At 66.5% G+C, this 18,287-nt stretch carries 16 protein-coding genes and 5 tRNA genes; 9 read left to right on the forward strand and 12 right to left on the reverse strand.

What is annotated here, in order from left to right:
• Positions 1-203: 203 nt before the first annotated feature.
• Positions 204-329, reverse strand: coding sequence for a hypothetical protein (locus tag M2351_RS40530; protein WP_264661627.1), 126 nt, complete (start codon positions 327-329; stop codon positions 204-206).
• A gap of 330 nt (positions 330-659) precedes the next feature.
• Between M2351_RS40530 and M2351_RS40535 the strand changes: the two genes are divergently transcribed.
• Complete coding sequence (locus tag M2351_RS40535; protein ID WP_264661628.1) at positions 660-1,424, forward strand: hypothetical protein; 765 nt, start codon at positions 660-662, stop codon at positions 1,422-1,424.
• Between the two features lie 102 nt (positions 1,425-1,526).
• Here M2351_RS40535 and M2351_RS40540 read toward each other — a convergent pair whose 3' ends face one another.
• The gene (locus tag M2351_RS40540; protein ID WP_264661629.1) at positions 1,527-1,847 is read right to left on the reverse strand and encodes a hypothetical protein; all 321 of its coding nucleotides are present in this window, start codon (positions 1,845-1,847) and stop codon (positions 1,527-1,529) included.
• A gap of 578 nt (positions 1,848-2,425) precedes the next feature.
• A complete protein-coding gene (locus M2351_RS40545) occupies positions 2,426-2,638 on the reverse strand; it encodes a hypothetical protein (RefSeq protein ID WP_264661630.1) in 213 nt (70 codons plus the stop codon).
• Between the two features lie 62 nt (positions 2,639-2,700).
• On the opposite strand from M2351_RS40545, the gene M2351_RS40550 reads away from it, so the two are divergent.
• From M2351_RS40550 to M2351_RS40585, 8 genes are all read left to right on the forward strand, one after another.
• Positions 2,701-2,862: a hypothetical protein gene (locus M2351_RS40550; protein ID WP_264661631.1), complete on the forward strand. Its 162-nt coding sequence runs from the start codon at positions 2,701-2,703 to the stop codon at positions 2,860-2,862.
• Positions 2,862-2,946, forward strand: a tRNA-Leu gene (locus tag M2351_RS40555). The genes M2351_RS40550 and M2351_RS40555 overlap by 1 nt, the downstream gene beginning before the upstream one ends.
• A 2-nt stretch (positions 2,947-2,948) precedes the next feature.
• Positions 2,949-3,022 (forward strand) — tRNA-Ile (locus tag M2351_RS40560).
• A 5-nt stretch (positions 3,023-3,027) separates the two neighbouring features.
• Positions 3,028-3,104: transfer RNA gene (locus tag M2351_RS40565), tRNA-Pro, on the forward strand.
• Between the two features lie 2 nt (positions 3,105-3,106).
• Positions 3,107-3,191 (forward strand) — tRNA-Leu (locus M2351_RS40570).
• 1 nt (position 3,192) lies between these two features.
• Positions 3,193-3,268 (forward strand) — tRNA-Ile (locus M2351_RS40575).
• A gap of 94 nt (positions 3,269-3,362) precedes the next feature.
• Complete coding sequence (locus tag M2351_RS40580; protein ID WP_264661632.1) at positions 3,363-3,608, forward strand: DUF4167 domain-containing protein; 246 nt, start codon at positions 3,363-3,365, stop codon at positions 3,606-3,608.
• Between the two features lie 241 nt (positions 3,609-3,849).
• A complete protein-coding gene (locus tag M2351_RS40585) occupies positions 3,850-4,140 on the forward strand; it encodes a hypothetical protein (protein ID WP_264661633.1) in 291 nt (96 codons plus the stop codon).
• 154 nt (positions 4,141-4,294) lie between these two features.
• Here the strand turns inward: M2351_RS40585 and M2351_RS40590 are convergent, their stop codons facing one another.
• The 9 genes from M2351_RS40590 to M2351_RS40630 form a co-directional block, all read right to left on the reverse strand.
• The gene (locus M2351_RS40590; RefSeq protein WP_264661634.1) at positions 4,295-4,693 is read right to left on the reverse strand and encodes a holin family protein; all 399 of its coding nucleotides are present in this window, start codon (positions 4,691-4,693) and stop codon (positions 4,295-4,297) included.
• 375 nt (positions 4,694-5,068) lie between these two features.
• Positions 5,069-5,575: a structural protein gene (locus M2351_RS40595; RefSeq protein WP_264661635.1), complete on the reverse strand. Its 507-nt coding sequence runs from the start codon at positions 5,573-5,575 to the stop codon at positions 5,069-5,071.
• Positions 5,576-6,908: 1,333 nt separating this feature from the next.
• Entirely contained in the window at positions 6,909-7,193 is a 285-nt protein-coding gene (locus M2351_RS40600) for a hypothetical protein (protein ID WP_264661636.1), read from the reverse strand.
• Positions 7,193-7,642: a hypothetical protein gene (locus M2351_RS40605; protein WP_264661637.1), complete on the reverse strand. Its 450-nt coding sequence runs from the start codon at positions 7,640-7,642 to the stop codon at positions 7,193-7,195. The genes M2351_RS40600 and M2351_RS40605 overlap by 1 nt, the downstream gene beginning before the upstream one ends.
• 15 nt (positions 7,643-7,657) lie before the next feature.
• Complete coding sequence (locus M2351_RS40610; RefSeq protein WP_264661638.1) at positions 7,658-12,463, reverse strand: cell envelope integrity protein TolA; 4,806 nt, start codon at positions 12,461-12,463, stop codon at positions 7,658-7,660.
• Positions 12,464-12,664, reverse strand: a complete 201-nt coding sequence (locus M2351_RS40615) for a hypothetical protein (RefSeq protein ID WP_264660946.1) — start codon at positions 12,662-12,664, stop codon at positions 12,464-12,466.
• Positions 12,661-13,080, reverse strand: coding sequence for a hypothetical protein (locus tag M2351_RS40620; protein WP_264660945.1), 420 nt, complete (start codon positions 13,078-13,080; stop codon positions 12,661-12,663). The genes M2351_RS40615 and M2351_RS40620 overlap by 4 nt, the downstream gene beginning before the upstream one ends.
• Complete coding sequence (gpJ, locus tag M2351_RS40625; protein ID WP_264660944.1) at positions 13,077-17,573, reverse strand: TipJ family phage tail tip protein; 4,497 nt, start codon at positions 17,571-17,573, stop codon at positions 13,077-13,079. Before gpJ ends, M2351_RS40620 begins: the two co-directional genes overlap by 4 nt.
• Positions 17,573-18,286 (reverse strand): C40 family peptidase, encoded by a 714-nt coding sequence (locus M2351_RS40630; protein WP_264660943.1) that lies wholly within the window; start codon positions 18,284-18,286, stop codon positions 17,573-17,575. The genes gpJ and M2351_RS40630 overlap by 1 nt, the downstream gene beginning before the upstream one ends.
• Position 18,287 lies beyond the last annotated feature (1 nt).

Genomic DNA, 18,287 nt, shown 5'->3' on the forward strand with positions numbered 1-18,287 from the left:
ATGCTCATGTGACCTGAAATGCCCATGTGAGAAGCGTTCTGGCGCCGCTGGTATCTGATCTCAGGCCATCGAACAACGACTGTTCGCTCAAGCTCTCCGAACTCGTTTGACCGCCCGCAAGCACGGGATTAGGTGCCGCTGCTTGACCGGCGTTGCAGCCGGTTCTGACGACCACGGCCACCCGGCAGAGCGGATCAATTCGTCTACCTCTCCAGCCACCGCCGCGTCTTGGGATAGAGCCGCTCCGCCTCGCCGGCCTTCCACACGACGAAGAGCAGACCGGCTGCAAAGCCGATAATCAGGCCCGCGGCGATGCCCAGCGCGGTCACTTCGCCACACCCTTGACCTCGTCGATGGTCCGGCACGCCCCAACGCCGAGGATATAACAGCAGAGCCAGGGCGTCTCCGTGCCGCTGCGCAGACCCCGCTTCAGCCCCGGCGTTCTCTTACGGAGCACTGCCACGGTTTTATACTACCCTGCCTGCCCATTGGTAGCGGAAGTTTATCGCCTATAAATTGTGCAGACCTGCTCTCAGAGCGCTCCTTCGGGGGCGCCTATTCGTTGACCGTTGTCGCTATCGCCTGAAAGCCAAAGCTGCAAGCGCGGTCACCATGCACAATTCTAATGAAAATTAAGAGAAAGATCGGGGAGGAAAATCATGGCTGGTATTCCGGACAACTCTCTTTTTGACACTGTAATCGCTCCACTAGGGGGGCTTGTGAATGGCTCAGATGCCGGGTCTCTTATTGATACTGTAACCAATCTGCTTGGCGACGTTGTGAATGACTCAGATGACGAGCAAAAGCATTTCGTTGCCCTTCTGGAACCCGCCAACAATTCCGGGGCGCACGGCGTCGGTCTGCTGACGTTGGGGCAGAATACGCTCACCGTCGACGTCGCAGCGTCGGGGCTCACACCAAACCGACCGCACCCCTTCCATATCCACGGCTTTGCTGACGACCGCCCGTCCCAACTCCCGACGATTGCTCAGGACACGGATCGGGACGGGTTTGTCGAAAGCTCCGAAGGTAGCGTGGTCTTCGGTCCGGTCATTTTTGCGATGGGAGAGGACAGCCCACCAGCCCAGGAGCTAGCGCTGAATGCCTTCCCAACCGCCGATGCCGCGGGCAACATCGACTTCCGACGGGTCTTCACGTTTGACCTCAACAATTCCCAGCAGAGCGCAATCTTCGGCGAACTTTCTGATCGCCTTGCCGGGCGTGGGCTCCAGTTCCACGGTGAGAATGTTCCTTCTGGTTCGGGCGCGGGCACAGGAAACGAAGTAAACGGGAGTGATGGCTACGTTGCAGGCGTTCCAGTCACGAATGGGATCATTCGCGAGCTTCCAGGTGGAATCGTTTCCAATCTCGCCAGCAATCTCGGGTCTATGCTGCCGGATCTGAACAAAGCTATATTCGGTTGATCACCGGTTCCGGAACGGGATGGAGCCCAACGGTGATAGCTCCGGGGGCTACCGCCCCCAGAGCAACGAATCCTTGGCGGCACTGTCAGCGGACGAGCCAAGCTAGTAGTAGCAGACCTGCCCGAAGCCCAGCACCAAGGCGCCGAACAGCATGTTCGGCAGGTTGAACGTGCGCACGGCTATATCCTGCTGACGGGCGAGCAACAGTAGGGACATCACCCCGAAGCAGCCGATTACCATCAGGATCGACATTACCGGGGCGCCCCATGCGATTCGGCTGCCAGCCTTGACCAGTTCCACCGTTTGCGAACGCGCATCGGCCCGATCCTGGTTGTCGAGGGTTAGCAGGGCCACCAGCTGCTCGCCCAGCATGTGCCAGAAATCGGCAAGCAATTTAGGGTCAGCGGAGATCTGATCCGCCACGGCCTACGTATTGGCCGGAGTAACCTCACACCCTGTAGCCTTACCTGCGGCCGTCACCAGAGCGTTGGCGACGGCCGCACTTTTCTGTGCGGTAGCCGTGTCATCCCCGGCGATCCGATTTTGTCCGGATACCGGCAAGCCCCTTCCTTACCACGGTGAGCTTGCTCTGTGTGGCTCCTTCGGCGTCAACGGCATTGCTACGCATGGCGCCGCACCACTCCACAACTCTTGAGAGTGAAAGCTCCTGACAAACGCCGCTGCACCACACCCCGCCAGGTTCAGTGCGCAAACAGAAGAGGCAGCGCGGCTCATCGCTCCACAAGCGCCGTGCAGCTCGTGTAGACATAGCCATTCCCTCCGCTTCTCTTATGAAATCGGAAATGCGAGCCAAAACAAATTGGCGTTCGGAGTATGGCTGCGTTGCATCAGGAATGTCTATTATGCATCCGATGCGTCAATTGCCTTTCATTCGGCTAAGTGGATTAGAGTTATAGTACAAAGGCCGACTTCACACCCTGAACATTGTCATAGATGCTTAGCATGAAGACACAACCGTTGCGCGGAGCATGATGGAGCTGTCACTTTGTCACCCCTTTGACCTTCTCGATAGTCCGGTACGCCCCAATGCCGAGCATGGGGAACGGCAAGGCCAGCAGCGTGTCCGTGTCCATCTGCGGCAGGCGCGTGCCGGGCGAGTAGACCGACAGCGCCCAGCCAGCCCACGAAGGTCGTCTCTTGGCCAGTTGGGACGGACATGCCACCGCCTTCCGCCGCGGCTCGGCCTCGGCCATAAACCTCCCTCTCGTTTCGCCTTTGCAAGATCATGGGAATGAAGCCGCTGTGCGGATGGATCATGCCCGAGGACAATGCCTGGGCCATGCTGAGGATGATTGATCAGGCCATTGCTGATGCTCCCGATCAACCACAGCGCCGAAGCGCACTGAAACGTTTTCGCGCTCTGATCGAGTCGGACTTGGCAATGATGGCCGAACTTGATAGACGGACGGCCGCGTAGCGGGCGTGGTGAAACTGGTAGACGCGCCGGACTCAAAATCCGGTTCCGCAAGGAGTGTCGGTTCGAGTCCGACCGCCCGCACCAAGGCCGGGTTAGCTCAGCGATAGAACGCCTCGTTTATACCGAGGATGTTGGGGATTCATACCCTCACCCGGCACCAGTTGACGGAGCGTAGCGCAGTCTGGTAGCGCATCTGCTTTGGGAGCAGAGGGCCGCTGGTTCGAATCCAGTCGCTCCGACCATCGTGCCTGTGGCGGAATTGGCAGACGCGCCGGATTTAGGTTCCGGTGACGACAGTCGTGGGGGTTCAAGTCCCTCCAGGCGCACCAGGGACCCGTAGCTCAACGGTTAGAGCGGGCCGCTCATAACGGTCTGGCTGCGGGTTCAAATCCTGCCGGGTCCACCATCTCTCAACCTGCCCTGTGACCGCGCGTCCTTCTCCGCGAGGGCCGCCGACGGGGATTTCTCCGGTTTTCTCGATCACAAAGGACACAGACCGAATGTCGCCCTCAAAGCCCAGCGGCGGCCGAGCACCCAGGCCTCATTATGGGAAGGCACGTCCCCATGCTGGTGGCGCTCAAGGTGTCGTCCGGCCGGCTCCGCGCGTGAGCGGATCGGCGCAGCAGAAGCATGCTCAGTGGCTCGCCCGCGCAACCGATGCGGAACGCAGTGGAGATGCGGTCGAGGCGGAGCTCTGTCGCCAATACGCCGAACACTGGTTCCGGGTATTGCAGGGACAGGATTGACGCAATCCCCACTGAGGCATCTGCCTGTTGACGGTGGTCGCAGTGCATGCGCGAAAGTACACCTGCATCATCGCGGAGCGCTCCCCACCAACGCCATAGAGAGCAGATGGCGCTTATACCCGTTGAGCAGCGCCCGAGATTGTTGATGCTGGCGAACTCAGAAAGGAGTACTTGAATTCCAGCCGGGTCCGCCGTTGTGCTCCCGAGCGGGTTTTGGTTACGCCGAAAGGAGGCGTGCCCCATGGACAGCAAGGACGTTGTTGGCGCCTACATCACCTGCGCAGCAATCTTCGCCGGCGCCTTTGGGTTACCTGTAGCCTTCCCCGGTGATCATCAGGTCTCAGGCCAGGTGCAAGCACAGAGCATCCAGCGAATGGACTCACATGGCTGGAGCAAGGAGCTTTGGGAACTGACAGGCAGCATCCCGCCGAGCGCTCTCATTTCCGATGATTTTTCCGACAACACCAAAGTTGCTGCCGAGCGCCGTCAGATCGAAGAGGAAATTACGCTGGCCAGCTGGCCAATGCATTAACGCCCCTCCATCACCCTCCATCAAGCCACCTGGGGCCGCTTCACATCGGTGCGGCCCTTGCCTTTTCAGCCGGGCCACTTCCACCTCCGGAACAACACGATGATAACAGCGGCGCCGCCGATGGCAGCTCCGATCAGGGCGAGGAACGCGGCCGTCACTTCGCTACCCCCTTGACCTTCTCGATGGTCCGGTACGCCCCAATGCCCAGCATGGGGAACAGAAGGGCCAGCAGCGTGTCCGTGTCCATTTGCGGCAGGCGCGTACCGGGCGAGTAGACCGACAGCGCCCAGCCGGCCAATGGATAGGCGATAGTCTGCACGCCCAAGCCGATCGCGCACAGCCAGCCGACGAAGGGCCGCCAGCCGGACACGAACACCGACGGGTTGACCGCCTCGGCGGCGTTCACCTGCAGCTGCGCCGCGTCGCTCGCCGACAGCACGTCGATCAGCTTGGTCTGCATCTCGGCCGCCGCTTTGGCTTGGGCCTGCGGGTCGGGAATGCGGCCGATCAGGTCCTGGATGATCGGCATCAGCAGGGGAAGGAGTTGGAGCATGGAGCCCTCCTTTCGGGCATGAGAAAAGCCGCCGGGCGGGGGGCCGGGCGGCCGGTTCGGGGCGAGGTGGCCATGGCGTTTTGACCTTCCTTGCCCGATGGGTATGTCGATGGATCAGCGTAAGCGGGGTATTATGGAACCGTGCCAGTCTTCCGTGGTTTGTCTTTCGACTAGCTCGGGAGGGACAGATGACCCTTGCGGATCTGGAGGACCTTGAGGACGAATTGCGACACAGGCGCATCGAGGATCTGATACGGCGACATAGAGTGGCTTTGCTTCACGCTCGTGCCGTTCTCAACGAGTCCCGGCGCCTTCATTCAGAATGGCAGAAAATGCGATCTGCTAACCAAAAGATGATCCTTCTGAAGCCAGCGACTAAGCGCCCCCATGTCGCACATCCACCAGGCCGAGCGCCATCATGGCCGCCCGGTGATACTGCTCGGGGCTGTACCAGTCGGCCGGAAAGTCCTGCGGGGCTCGGCCGTTCTCATGGGTGACGATGGCGCGGGCCATGCCGATCAGCGTCTCGGCTGAGGCCCAATCGACCGGAGCGTCCGGATCCACACCGAGGCGCCGGGCCACGGTGTTCACGTAGGCGTTGGTGTCGTTCTCCTTCGGCGGCGCCCAGCGATTGAACGCCTGCCGGATGGTGACGATGCGCTTGCCCTGGCCGTCCGCCTTCCGCCGGTAGTTCAGCAGGACGCGCATCAGGGCGCGCAGGCCGTAGACCGGATCGTCGAACTGGCAGAAGGCCGCGTCGCCCTGGGTGGCGGACAGGCCCTGCCAGTCGTCGCCGTGGCGGAGGTTGCCGGGGTTCCGGTTGCGGATTCCGCGGGGGAGCGTGGAGTCGCGCGGGATCGCCGCGCCGGGGAGCGTGGGCATAGAGGAAATCTCCCTGATGGAAAGCGGGCCAAAACGATGGCCGGCCTGTTTAAGGTCGAGGCGTTTTGGATTGGGATGCCGTCCGATGAGCACTCAAACGAACCAAGACAGCATAGGCGCGCAACCTGGCGAGCCTGGTCATTGCGAGCCTCCGGACTTCACTCGGCGGCATCCGCCCCAGTCGGAAGCTGCAAGCTCCGTGAGGAGGTCTCAGGAGGAAGGCAAAGAGCAGTCAGAGCCGGCCTGAACAGCCTTCATCGAATAATGACGAGCGGCGTGCGCGCGATCGTCGCGCCGGGGGGATTGGTGGTCATGGTCCTATCCATTTGAGAAATTGCTGGAAAGTCACGGGGGCGAGATCATTAGGGTCGGCTCATGGCGAGCCGAACTCGCAGAGATCTTCGGCGGCCCGGTGCGGCCGCCGTTCTTTTGGTGCGGCGTAAAATCGCTCAAACGCCGCAAGTTGTGACAGCCCCAATTGTTTCAAATCGTCAAGAAATGAGCGCAACCGGAAATCGCTCCGAAACGTAAATCGTCATAAACTCCCCTAGCAACCGGCAGGAGGGGAGAGTGCAGTCGATTTCCCCAGACTTATTCCATGACGCCATCGCCACGATCCAAGCGACGGATGTCATTTCGGACCATCAGAAGGCGTGCATGACCAAGAGGCTGGCGTTGATCGCTGATCAGCTGTGCACTGACACTCACCCCTGCCGCATGGTCTGGCCAGACTGCCGGTGCGCCAGGATGATCACCGACGTCCTCGGGTCGTGAGAGCCGGGGAGCGTGGGCATAATCAACCTTATTTTTGTCGTTTGATGCGTGCGGCCGATAAGGCCAAGGTCCCGGTGCCTATCGTCCCCGGTAGGCATAGACCTCAAAACCACCCTTGGCGGCCCTATGTGGCCGCCTTTTTCCACCCTCTTCCGGCCAATGGCGCGCATCTTCGCCGCGTCATCGTCCACCGTTATCATGATGACGGCACCACATGTGTGGTCCCCGTCCGCCGAATTGTGCTGTTGCTCAGCGCCGGTTGCGTGTCGCAAGCTGCCTGTGTCGCTGACGGGGATCACGGCCACCCCACAAGCTCCGATCCGGAGCAGGCCGTCCATCCACAGGCGGTTGGCACAGCCGCTGCTTCTGTGGTGGGCAGAGCATCTGTGCATCCTGACGGTTGGGCTGAGTTCGCTTCATCCCTCGGATTCAGCCTGTGCTGTTTCCCTGAGCACTCCTAATCCTGCCTTCGGCGGCCCTTCGTGGCCGCCATTCTCTTGAGCGGGCATTGAAAAGGCCGCACGCGGAGGCCGGTCGGTTGGAGTGTTGTCGCGGTGGGTCAGATCGCCAGTTTGTCCCAGCCCTCGTCGTCCTCGATGTGCGTGCGGCAATGGTCCGGCTGACCGGTCAGCGCCCGGAACAGGGCGTCGACCAGCCACCGCAGCGGCGCGGTGGTCGCCCGCCACCGCAGCGGCGCGGTGGTCGCCCGCCACCGCGGCCCATAGTCGCCGCGCTGCGCCTTGGCGAGACGGCTGGAAATCGTCTCGTCGGCCGCCCCGCCGGTCAACGCGCTCGCGAGCTGGTCGACGGCAACGGCGAGGTTGAGCAGGTAGAGGCGCAGCATCACAGCGCCGCAGCCGCGCGGAAGAAGCCGTCGACCTCGGCGTCGCTCATGCCCCGGGCGACGCCGATGGCGATGGACAGCGGGTGGGCACGCTCGAAGCTCGTCGCGCCGGACAGCAGCATCTCGGCGGCGAACCTCTGGTCGTCCGGCAGGGCGTCGAGGATCCCGGCGAGCGCCGCCGGGATGTCGCCGGTCTTCACGGCCGCCAGGGCTTCCGCCTGCGTGACGATGCCGTCGACGGCGAGCTGCTGGAAGAACTGGCGGTCGGAGATGCTGGCCGGCACCGGGACGGGCGGCGCTTTGTAGGGGGCGGGCGTGTTGCCCGCCTCCACCCAGCGCAGATACGCCACATAGTCGATGTTGCGCTCGTCGGTCGGGATCACCGTGTTGTCGGCGACACGGAGGACGCTGTGCTCGTCCTTCGTCATCCGGTAATCGGGGGTGCTCATGGGATGGCTCCTGTCTTAGATGTCGACCGAGCAGAGGATGACGCGGCCCAGCACGTAGTTGTCGCCCACGGCCCCGGCGATCATCTCGTAGCGGAAGGCGGCGTGCCCACCGACCGGGACATTGCCGACGCTCTCCGAGTAGGCGTTGACCGCCGACGCCCCGGACGGCGTGGTCAGGACCAGCGACGGGGCCGCGCGCATCGGCACCGGCAGGGTGACGACGTAGCTGTAGTAGGTCATTGCCGCCGCCGCGTAGGAGCGGATGCCGACGGGCACCTCCTGATAGAAGCGGCGGCACAGGCGGACCTCCTCGTCGTAGGGCCGCTCCATCGCGCTGATCGGCGTGGCGAGGCCGCCCTCCTCGACGGTGATGTCGCTGACGGCGAACTCGTTGACGCCGGCCGCAAAGTTGGTGCCCCCGGTGCCGACGTTGAGCGTGCCCGATACCCACTGGTTGACGGAGCTGGTCACCTGCGCGCTGCCGGCCGCCAGGAACCAGCACAGCTCAAAGCCGACGTTCGGGCTCAGCCAGTAGGAGGAGCGCCCGGTGGTCGGGCCGGGGATAGTGAGCGTGATCGTCTGCTCACCGACGACCACGTCGAACGGCACGATGTAGCTGTAGCGCGACGCCGACGCCGTGTAGTAGTTCCAGTCGTTGCGGACGGTGAGGAAGAACCGGCCCGCCACGCTGGAGTAGCAGCGGAACGAGGTCGTGATCGCCTTCGCCTGCGCGGTGCCCCAGTTCAGGCGGGAGGTGTCGATGTTCTCCACCTTGTGCTGCATCACCACGAAGTCGTTGGCCCCGAGCGACGTCTGCGGGGTGTTGATCACCACGTCGTACCAGTTCGCCCCCGCCTCGGTGCTGCGGGCGAGGACGCGGTGCTGCGCGACCATCGTGCCGGCCCAGTAGGTGCCCCAGCGGTCGGGGCCGATCTGGCCGCCCGTCCACGGGCCGATGCCGCGCTGCGCGATGCGGAAGCGCGGGTTGTGCGCGAGGTTGCGGGCCGGCATGGCGGCGGTGGACACGTCCACCGCACGGTTGCCGTTGACCGTCACCGACGAGCCGTACAGCACGGTGGGCTGCGCGACCGCGCCGAGGATCAGCGTACCGCCGTCGTTGCGGATGGTGGCGGAGTTGGCCGGGCCGTCGGTGTTGCGGGTGGTGCCGTTGACGAAGGCGATCAGACGCTGACCGGCGTTGTTGTCGGCGCGGAACGCCATGTTGTAGGTGCCCGGCGTCATTGCGCCGGGCCCAGCCCAGAACGCCGGGTTGTTCGCCGTGAAGTCGCTGATGGGCGTGTGGTAGTAGCCGCCGTGCACGTCCCAGCGGCCGGAGCGGAAATCGTAGTTGCCGTGGACGGTGCCGTCGTAAGACGCCAGCCCCATGCCCCACCAGCCCTGGAGCTTGAAGTTGTAGGTGCTGTAGTCGGCCCCGTCGCCGGTGCCGGTGCCGAAGTAGTTGGTGCCCCACGAGCTTGCGAGGGACAGCGCGCCGGTCATGTTCGCCCCGGCGAAGGTCGGGGTGATGCCGCTCATGTTGCCGGTGTGCATGAGCTTGTAGGCGGTCTGCCCCGACAGGTCTTGGTTCGCCGTGGTCGCGCCGCTGTAGTTGACGACCGAGATGTCGCCCCAACTCGGCCAGTTGAACAGGATGCCGCGCGAGCCGATGCTGCCGTGCGTCTGCTTGGCGCGCGGAACGTTGTTGACGTCGAAGTACAGGTTGGAGCCGAACACAGCGTCGCCGTTGCTCGCGCCAGACATTGTGGCCCAAGTGCGCGAGGACACGTCGCCGCTCTGGGCCTCCACCCGTCCGTCGGCCCACACCAGCAGGTTGTCGCGGACCCACGCGCCGTTGTCGTCGAGCGCCTGGAGGGCGAAGCGTCCGTTCTCGTAATCGAAGTTGGCGAACTTCAGGCCAGTCGCGCCGTCCGTGTCATTGAAGCGGACGTTGGTGTAGCCGCTGGACAGGTTGATGGCGGCAAGCGTCGGCTTCGCGCTGCCGTTATTGCCGGCGTGCAGGGCGGCGTTGCCGCCGAGGGTGACTCCGGCAAAGGCCGCCCAGGCGTTGCCATCGCGCGCCACCAGCGCGTTCGCCGTCGCCGAGCTGGTCGCGGCGTTCAGCGCCTGCTTGTCGGCCGCCGACATCAGGCCATTCGCGCCCACCGTGGCGACCGCCGTGCCAGCCTTGCTGGCCGGATCGAAGTTGCCGGCGTGCCAGATCTTGTTGTTGTCGATGGTGACGTCGGCGGAGCCGCTGGGCACCCACAGGCGCACCGTGCTTGCGTAGCCGAGGCCGACACCGACCGAGTAGTTCTCCGCCGCGCCGAGTCCGATCTGCACGAAGCCCTGGTCGTCGGCGTCAACGGTGCGCTGGATGCGCCACGTGGCCGACGACCAGTTGGTGTTGTTCGCCAAGCGCACGAGCTTGGTGCGCAGGAAGTCATTGTTGCCGGTCGACGAGTACAGCTCAGTGTGCTGCACCGAATTGCCAGTGGCGGTGCCGAGCGCCGACAGGCTGGTCTTGACCTGAGCCTTGAACTTGGCCTCGGTAGGCGTCGCGCCGTTGCGGGAGACCTCCAGCCAGTTGGCCGTCGAGGCCCAGCCGTCGGCGACCGTCTGGAACGACAGCACCTGCCCGTCGACGATGGTCCGCCACATCTTGTTATTGGCGGTGGCGTCGGTCTCCTCGAGCACGATGGCGGGGCCACCCCCCGCGAAGTAAGCGTAGCTGCCGCTGATCGACCCGTCGAAGCGGCGCTGCACCAGCGTGTTGCCCGAGCCGTTCTGGTCGATGTTGGCCGACGTCATGATCTGCCCGAGCGCGGCCATGTCCGCCACGGTGGCGGAGGCGTTGCCGGGCGAGGCTTGTCCGGTGGCGACCGCCGTGGTCCAGGTGCCGTTGCACTGGACCCGGAAGTTGAAGGGCGACCACTCGACGCGGTTGACGTAGACGTCGTACTGGAAGCGGTTGCTGCCGACCTGCACCAGCTTGACGGCGGTGAACATGGATGCGCCGAGGTAGCTGAAGCGCCCTTCGGCGTTGCCGGCCGCGGTGTTGGAGTTGTCCCCGCTGTAGGCCGTGACCCAGGTGATGCCGCCCGAGGCGAGGTTGTCGCTCTGGCCGTAGCCGTAGCCGCCCGCGGCGGTGATCAGCAGGCGGCGGCCGACCGTGGTCTGCGCATCCCAGCGGCCGAGCTTGACCCAGTCGGCCGTGCCGGCGTTGTTGCCGACCTCGACGCCCTCCTCCCAGGATAGGCCGTCGAGCTTGTCGGCGTCGATGCCCGAGCCCGTGCCCTTGACCCAGGCGAAGGTGCCGGCCCCGGTCGCCTTCAGCAGCTTGTCGGTATCGCCCGAGCCCGGCGCCGGGACGTGGATGCCGGAGTTGGCGATGTGCGTGTCGATCTCGGCGTGGCTGCGCGTGCCGGCCCCGATGAGGGCCTGGTGGCTGATCTTCGACTCGTCGAGGCCGAGGTAGGCGAGCGCCGCCGTCTCGTCGAGGCGCACGGTGATCGCCGGATCCTCGGAGGCCACGGCGCGGGCCTGCGACGAGAACACGACCTTGCGGGTCGCGTTGTCGTAGGTGATGTTCATGCCGGCGCCGGGCACCAGGTGCAGCGTGTCGGCCGCCGCCTGCGCGTTGATGCGGCCGGAGTTGCCGTCGCCGACCACGCCGAACATGTAGCCGCCGGCGATGACCTGCGCGGTCTGCGCGGCGGTGCGCGCCTGCTCGGCCCAGTGATAGGCCGACAGGGCGCCCGAGGCCACCGGCTGGCCGACCGGGTTGGACGCCCACGCCTTCGCCAGAGTGGCGGAGTCCGCCGCCTCGTTGCGGCGCTGCTCGGCGACGACCTGCGCGGCGACCGCGTGGATCTTGGCGTCGACCGAGTCCGCGGCGGCGTTGATCGCCGTCGTCTTGGCGTCGGCGGCCTGTCCGGCGGAGACGGCGGCGTTGGTCTGCGCGGCGGTCGCCTGGTCGCGGGCCTGCGTGGTCACGTCGCGCGCCGCCGTGGTCACGTCGCGGGCGGCGAGCGTCGTGTCGCGGGCGGTCAGGGTGGTGTCGCGGGCCTGCTCGGTGGCCGTCTTCGCCGTCAGGGTCGCGTCGCGCGCGCCGGTCGCCGTGGTGGCGGCGGTGTTCGCCGTCACGGCGCTGTTCCCGGCCGCCGTCTCCGACGCCTTGGCGTTGCCCTCGCTGGTCGCGGCCGCGCCCTTGGCGTCGAGCACGGCGTCGCGCGCGGCCTCGGCCGCCTGCCGGTCCTGGTCGGCCGAGGTGACGTAGGCGGTCAGCGTCGTCGCGGCGGCGGTCGCCTGGTCGGCGGCCTGCTGCGCGGCGGCGATGTCGTCCTCGATCATGTCGACGACCTGCTGCACGTTGTCGAGCAGCCCGTTGTCGATGAGGATGAGCAGGCGCCCGGGCGAGGTGATTAGGCGGGTCACGCCCTTGCTGTCGGTCAGCGGGTACTTGCCGTCGCCGTTGGGCCCGCCGTCGGGCTGGCCGGCGACCCAGTCGTCGTACTGATCCTCGCGGGTCTGCCACTTGCCGACCATTGTCATCAGCTCGGCGACGACCTCGGCGTTGGAGATCGCCGCGCCGCCGAAGATCACCGCGTAGGCGACGCCGACCACGGTTCCCCCGGCCCACGCCCGGTCGAGCGTGATCTGCGCGTCGCCGTCGACGGTCTTGATCTCGTAGAGCGTGTGGAAGTCGGTCGTGAAGACCATGCCGGGGCGCAGCGCGTTCGCCCACAGCGTTGCCCCGATCCCGGCGACGGTGGCCGAGCCGTTGGTCAGGTTCACGGTTCCAGTGCGATACCAACCGGCCATTTACGCGGACTCCTCGGGGTAGGGAAGGCGGTCACGGATCGCCGCGAAGTCGGCGGTCATGCGCTCCAGTTTTTCGGGCTTGTTGCGCAGCAGGGCGTCTTGCATGGCCTCCTGCTGCTTGTGCGCCGGCCACGCCGCCAGGTAGGCGGCCTCGCGCAGCGCGGCGATCTCGTCGCGGGTGCGGGTCTTGACGATCTTCATGCCGGCACCTCGATCTCGAAGGTCGTGTCGAGGTGCGGCCAGGCGCTGACGGCGACGCGGTAGGCGCCGGGCGCGTCGTCGTACTCGAACGCGCCGTCGGTGACCTCGTAGGTCTCGGACGTGCCGAGCGTCACGCTCGTTACCGTCACCGTCGCCGGGATCGGCAGCGCGTCGAGGCCGGCGATGGTCGGGCGCGGGCGCACCATGACCTCGTCGCCGGACAGGTCGACGTAGTCGCGCTCATAGTCGGCGCCCTGCGGCACGATGCCGTAGTCGCCGGGCTGGAGTTGGTGGCGGTAGTCGGACAGGGCGCAGCCGCCGGTGCCGAGGATGCGGCCCTGCGCGTCGTAGCGCGTGAAGACGGCGCCGGTCGACGGCGGCACGAACGGAGGGGGAGGAGCGGGCGTGTCGGTCATTTGCGCAGCTCGATCTCGACGATGAAGTGGAATCCGCTTTGCGCGATGGCGGCATCGCTGACGGAGGTGAATGTGTTGGTGCCGGCGGCCCGGCCGACGACGCGGACACTGGCGTAGTTGAAGAAGCCGTCGGTGCTGCAGGCGAAGACGGCGATCGGCTTGCCGGTGGTCGTCATGGTGCAGGAGGCGTTGTTGCCGCCGGCGCCCCACGCCATGTTGCCGGTCGCGAGGTCGGCGATGGACCGGCCTTGGATGGTCAGGTTCTTGATGTTGGCGTCGTCGATCTCGGCGTAGCCGATGTGGGCCGACTTGATGGCGGCGTTGGCGATCTTCGCGCTGTTGATGCTCGCGTCCTGGATGAACGCGGTCGACATGGAGATGCGCTGCACGCCGTCGACCGTGCCGATCACGAACGGGAAGTCGGCCGACTGCCCCGGCTGCCCGACGATGAAGTTGCCGGCGCGGACGACGAACTCGCTGAGTTTGCCAGCCTCGCCGCGGTCGTAGGCGGCGAGACCGAAGCCGGCGGCATAGCCGTTGACGTCGACCTTCACCGTCCACTGCGCCTGCAGGCCGTCGATCGACGAGGCGGCGGTCTGGATGGCGGCTGTGTTCTGCCCGACCGTGCTGCTCAACGTCTGCACGTCGCTGGCGACCGCCAAGACCGCGGTGGCCCGGGTCGTCTGCTCGGCGGTGATCGCGGCGGTGTTCTGCCCGACCGTAACGGCCATCTGGTCGAAGCGCGTGCTCAACGCCTGATCGGCGCTGCTGCGCGTGGTCGCCTCGCTGGCGATGGCCGCGGTGTTCTGGCCGACGGTGGCCGACAACGCCGTGACGCTGCCCGCCGTGGCGGCGATGTCGTTGGCCTGCGTGGTCAGCGTCCGGTTGACGGTGGCGAGCTTGCCGTTGACGTCGGCGGCGAGGTCGGTGACCGCCTTGGCGTTGGCGCTGATGCCGTCGGCGTGCGCTTCCTGCGTCGTCACGATGCCGGCGATCCGCTCGTCGACGTCGGCGACGATGCCGTCGATCCGGGTCGCCGTCGCCTCGTCGGCGTTCGCCAGGGTGGTGAGCTTTTCGGTCACCTGCGCGAACTGGCCGTCGAACTGCGCGGTCACCGTCGTGACCTGCTCGGCGAGCGCCTGGCGGTCGGTGACCTCCTGCGTGATCTTCGTCGTCACCTCGGCGACGTCGGCCTCGCGCTTGCCGATCTCCGCCTTAACGCGGGCGAAGGTGCTGTCGGCGCGCACCGCGGCGAGCGCCAGCGTCTCGGCGACCTTCTCGACGCTGTCGATCTTCTCGGCGAGCAGCGGGACAAGCTTTGACTCCGCGATGACCCGGTCGACCAGGTCCTCGTGGCTGATCTGCTGCGTCGTCGCGCTGGTGCCGAGGTTGGAGTTGAAGTCGCCGGGGTTGCGGCCGAGGTCGACGGCGCGCACCCAGAACCACTTGGTGACCAGCCCGCCGAGCCCGCCGCGAGGGAAGGTGTTGCCCTTGACCGTGCCGGCCAGCACCGCCGTCGCCAGGTCGTCGCGGTCGTTCTCCCACACCTCGATCTCGGCGAGGTCGGTGTCGCTCGGGTTGACCCAGGTGAGGGTGATCTGCCGGTAACCGCCGATCGCGGCAAGGCCGGTCGGCTGGCCGGGCGGAATCCCCTTGCCGTGCACCCTCACTGCCGCCTCGACCGCCGGGTCGGACTCGCGCCCATCGACGGCGACCGAGCGCAGGCGCAGCGTGTAGAGCCCTTCCTGGAGGCCGTCGAGGTCGAGGCTGTGCAGCGCCGTCTCGTGAACCTGCCACTGGCCGCCCGGCGTCTGCACGGCGAGGCGGTACTTGGCGACGACCGGATCCGGCACCGGCGACCACGCCACGGTCATCCGGGCTTGCGGCAGGCCGTTGATCCAGTAGACGCTCTCCACCGCCGTCAGGTTGGTCGGGGCGGGGATGCCGTTGCCGTTGTTCTGGTAGACCGGCGGCGGGATATCCAGCCCGTCCTCGACGCGGGCGTACTTGCCCGGGTCGTGCGACAGCGCCGTGACCTCATAGACCGCCTTGCTCTTCTCCCGCACCGCCAGAACGCGGAACAGCCGGGGCGCCAGATTGGAGCCGGTCAGCACCCACATCGCCCCGGGCTCGGGCGCGCTCGGGAAGCCGCCGGCGACGGCGATCGTCGCCACGCTGCCGACCCCGGTGACCACGTCGCGCTCGACCACGCTGCCGTCGGCGAGCACGACCGACAGCGCGTAGCTCTGCCCGGCCTCCAGCGTCACCGGCGCGTCGAGCGTGACCGTGCTGGTGGTCGCCGCCGCCACGCGCCCGCCGAAGCGGACGCCGGCATAGTTGGGATCGGCGATGGCGACGAGGTCGCCCGGCATGACGTCGGCGTGGTCCCACGCCGCCTCGTAGGTGACCGTCTCGGTCTCGCGCTGCTCGGTCTCCAGCAGCCAGCGGCCGAGGCGGCGGGCCTGCGAACGCGAGCGGCAGCCGTAGGCGGTGATCTCCGTCTGCCGCCAGCCGTAGCGTTCGATCAGCGTCGGGTTCTCGACGACCTCGATGGCCGCCCGGTCGCCGTCATCGGGGTTGGTGTAGGTGACCAGCACCGACGAGTGCCGGGCCTTGACCGCCGTTCCCGAATAGCTGAAGGCGCCGTTGATGACGTTCGCCGGGGCGACCAGCTTGACCGGGTCGCCGGGCATGTCGGCGCGGGCGTAGATCTGCCCGCTGCTCCAGTAGACCAGGCCGCGGAAGCTCGACGCGATGCCCTGGATGACCTTGTAGGCGTCCTCGCGCGAGGCGATCACGCCGTTGAAGGTGAAGCGCGGTTCCCAGCCGCCCTGGCCGTCCGGCACCAGTTGGTCGCAATACTGCGCGATCTGGTACAGGCTCCACTTGTCGACCTGGCTGGCGTTGATGAACTTCCCAAGCCCGTAGCGCTTGCTGGTCAGCAGGTCATAGAGCACCCACGCCGGGTTGTCGCTCCAGACGACTTTGAACAGGCCATTCCATGCGCCGACATAGGTCCGGGTCGCCGGGTCATAGTTGCTCGGGACCTGGATGCGCAGGCCGCGCACCTCGTAGGCGCGGGCCGGGATGGAGGAGCCGAACAGCTTGGCGTCGACCTCCAGCGCAACATAGGCGCTGTTCGGGTAGCTGAACTTGCCGTCGGTCAGGACGGTGTAGCTCTGCCACCAGGTCGCGTCCTGCAGGGCAGTCGAGGTGCTGTCGCCATTGATGCGGACGACGCGGACGTCCCACGGCGCGCTGTAGGTGCCATCCTTGGGCAGCTCGATGCGGAAGCTGCGCTCGTACGGGCTGGTCGTCTTGCCGGCAATCGAGGTGTGGACGACGCGCCGGTAAACGCCGCCGGTCGGCTTGACCTCGATGGCGATGTCGACCTCGGCGCCGTGCAGGTCGCCGTTGGTGACGTCCTGCCGGGTCAGCGCCGGAATGCGGATGGTGACGCGCACAGCGTCGGCGTTGGGGTTGGTGATCGTGCGGACGACCGGGACGTCGTGCTTGACCTCGGTGCTGACCGCCACCTCGTTCTCGGTGGCGGTGAAGCCCTCGACGTGCGGCTGGTCGGGCAGGCCGGTGCGCAGCGTCCAGGTGACGCCCGGGAAATTGGCGCTGCCGTCGCCGGTGATCAGCGGCGTGCCGTCGAGCGTGATCGAGCGCGCGCCATCCACGAGCCCGTCAATCTCGCCCTCGCCGAGCAGGTCGATGACGCGGGCGACGGTCGTGCTCTGCAGGGTGTTGGGATCTTCCTGCGCGACACGCCCGCCGTCGCCGCCACCGCCACCCTTGCCGCCGCCCGAGCCGGAGACGCCGCCGGACTCGCCCGCGGTGCCGTAATCGACGGTCGCGCCGGTGCTGATCTGGTCGACCGAGAGGCCGGCGGAGACGACCGTCGAGCCGACCCGGCAGCGCCCGTAGATCAGCGGCACGGCGCCGCCCTGCTCCTGCGCGTTGACCGGGCCGTTCATGACGAACGAGGCGCGCTTGTCGACGCTCTCCAGGCTGTCGAGCCCCTTGACCTGCGGCGCCAGCATCATCGAGGCGCCGGACAGCACCATCGACAGGCCGAACAGCGCAATGGAGCCGTAGGACATGCCCATCGCCGCGCCGCCGAAGGCCGGAGCCGCCAGCCCGGCGGCGGTGCCGCCCGAGTAGACGATGGCGACGGCCATGATGACCATGCCGATCACCGCCTTGACGCCGCCCTTGGACTTCTGGCCCGAGCCCGCCGCGACGGGAGCGATGTGCAGGTCGCCGGCGCCGAGGTGAAAAGTCAGTTCATCGGCGCCGAGGTGCAGGCCGGTCTTTTTGTCGCCGCGGATGATCCGATAGGTGCCATCCTTGACCGCCGGCAGGAAGGCGCCGGAGGTCAGGACGTGCAGCGCCCGGAACGCCTCCGCCGGGCTGGCGACGTCCAACTCGTAGACCGCGCCGAAGCGGCGGCGCAGCGCGCCGTGCAGGTGAACTTTGCGGAGGGCCATCAGGCGAGATCCTTGTGGCGCAGGACGTGGGTCACGGTGCGCAGCCACGGGCCGAGCGGCTCGCGCCGGCTCAAGCGGTTCTGCAGGTGGTGCAGTACCAGGGCGCCGCCCTTGACGACGACGCCGGCGTGGTTGGGGACCGGGCTGCGGATCTGCATCAGCAGGACGTCGGAGTCGCGCATCGTGGCGCGCGGCACCGCGGCGAAGCCGGCGGCGGCGAAGTTCTCGACATAAAGGTTCTCGCCGTTCGTCCACCAGGCGTCGTCACGCGGGAACTCCGGCAGGGTGATTCCGTGCGTCTTGGCGAAGTAGTCGCGGATCAAAGCGTAGCAGTCGGTCACCGCGTGGCAGAACGGGCGGCCGATGAGGTCGGGCGTCGGCGTGTCGGCGCCCCACACGACCGGGTCCGACACGCTCTCGCCGTCGGTCATCACCAGCAGCCACGGCACGTCGGTCGCCATCTGCCCGGCCATGTCGGCGCGGGTCGGCGCCGAGTTGCTGTTGGTGTGGGAATGCACGATTGCCTGCACACGGTCGCGGTGCGCGTCATAGACGTCGTCGGCGATGCGGAAGTCGACGCGCGGATCCTTGCCGTTGTTGCGGCACGGGACGTAAGCGCCGGCGACGATGAGGCCGCAGCACTCTTTCGGGAACTCGGCGAGGGCGTGCGCGGCGATGGCCTCGCGCAGCGCGGGCGTCAGGGTCAGGGGCATG

This window comes from Azospirillum canadense (assembly GCF_025961225.1).
Taxonomy (GTDB): domain Bacteria; phylum Pseudomonadota; class Alphaproteobacteria; order Azospirillales; family Azospirillaceae; genus Azospirillum; species Azospirillum canadense.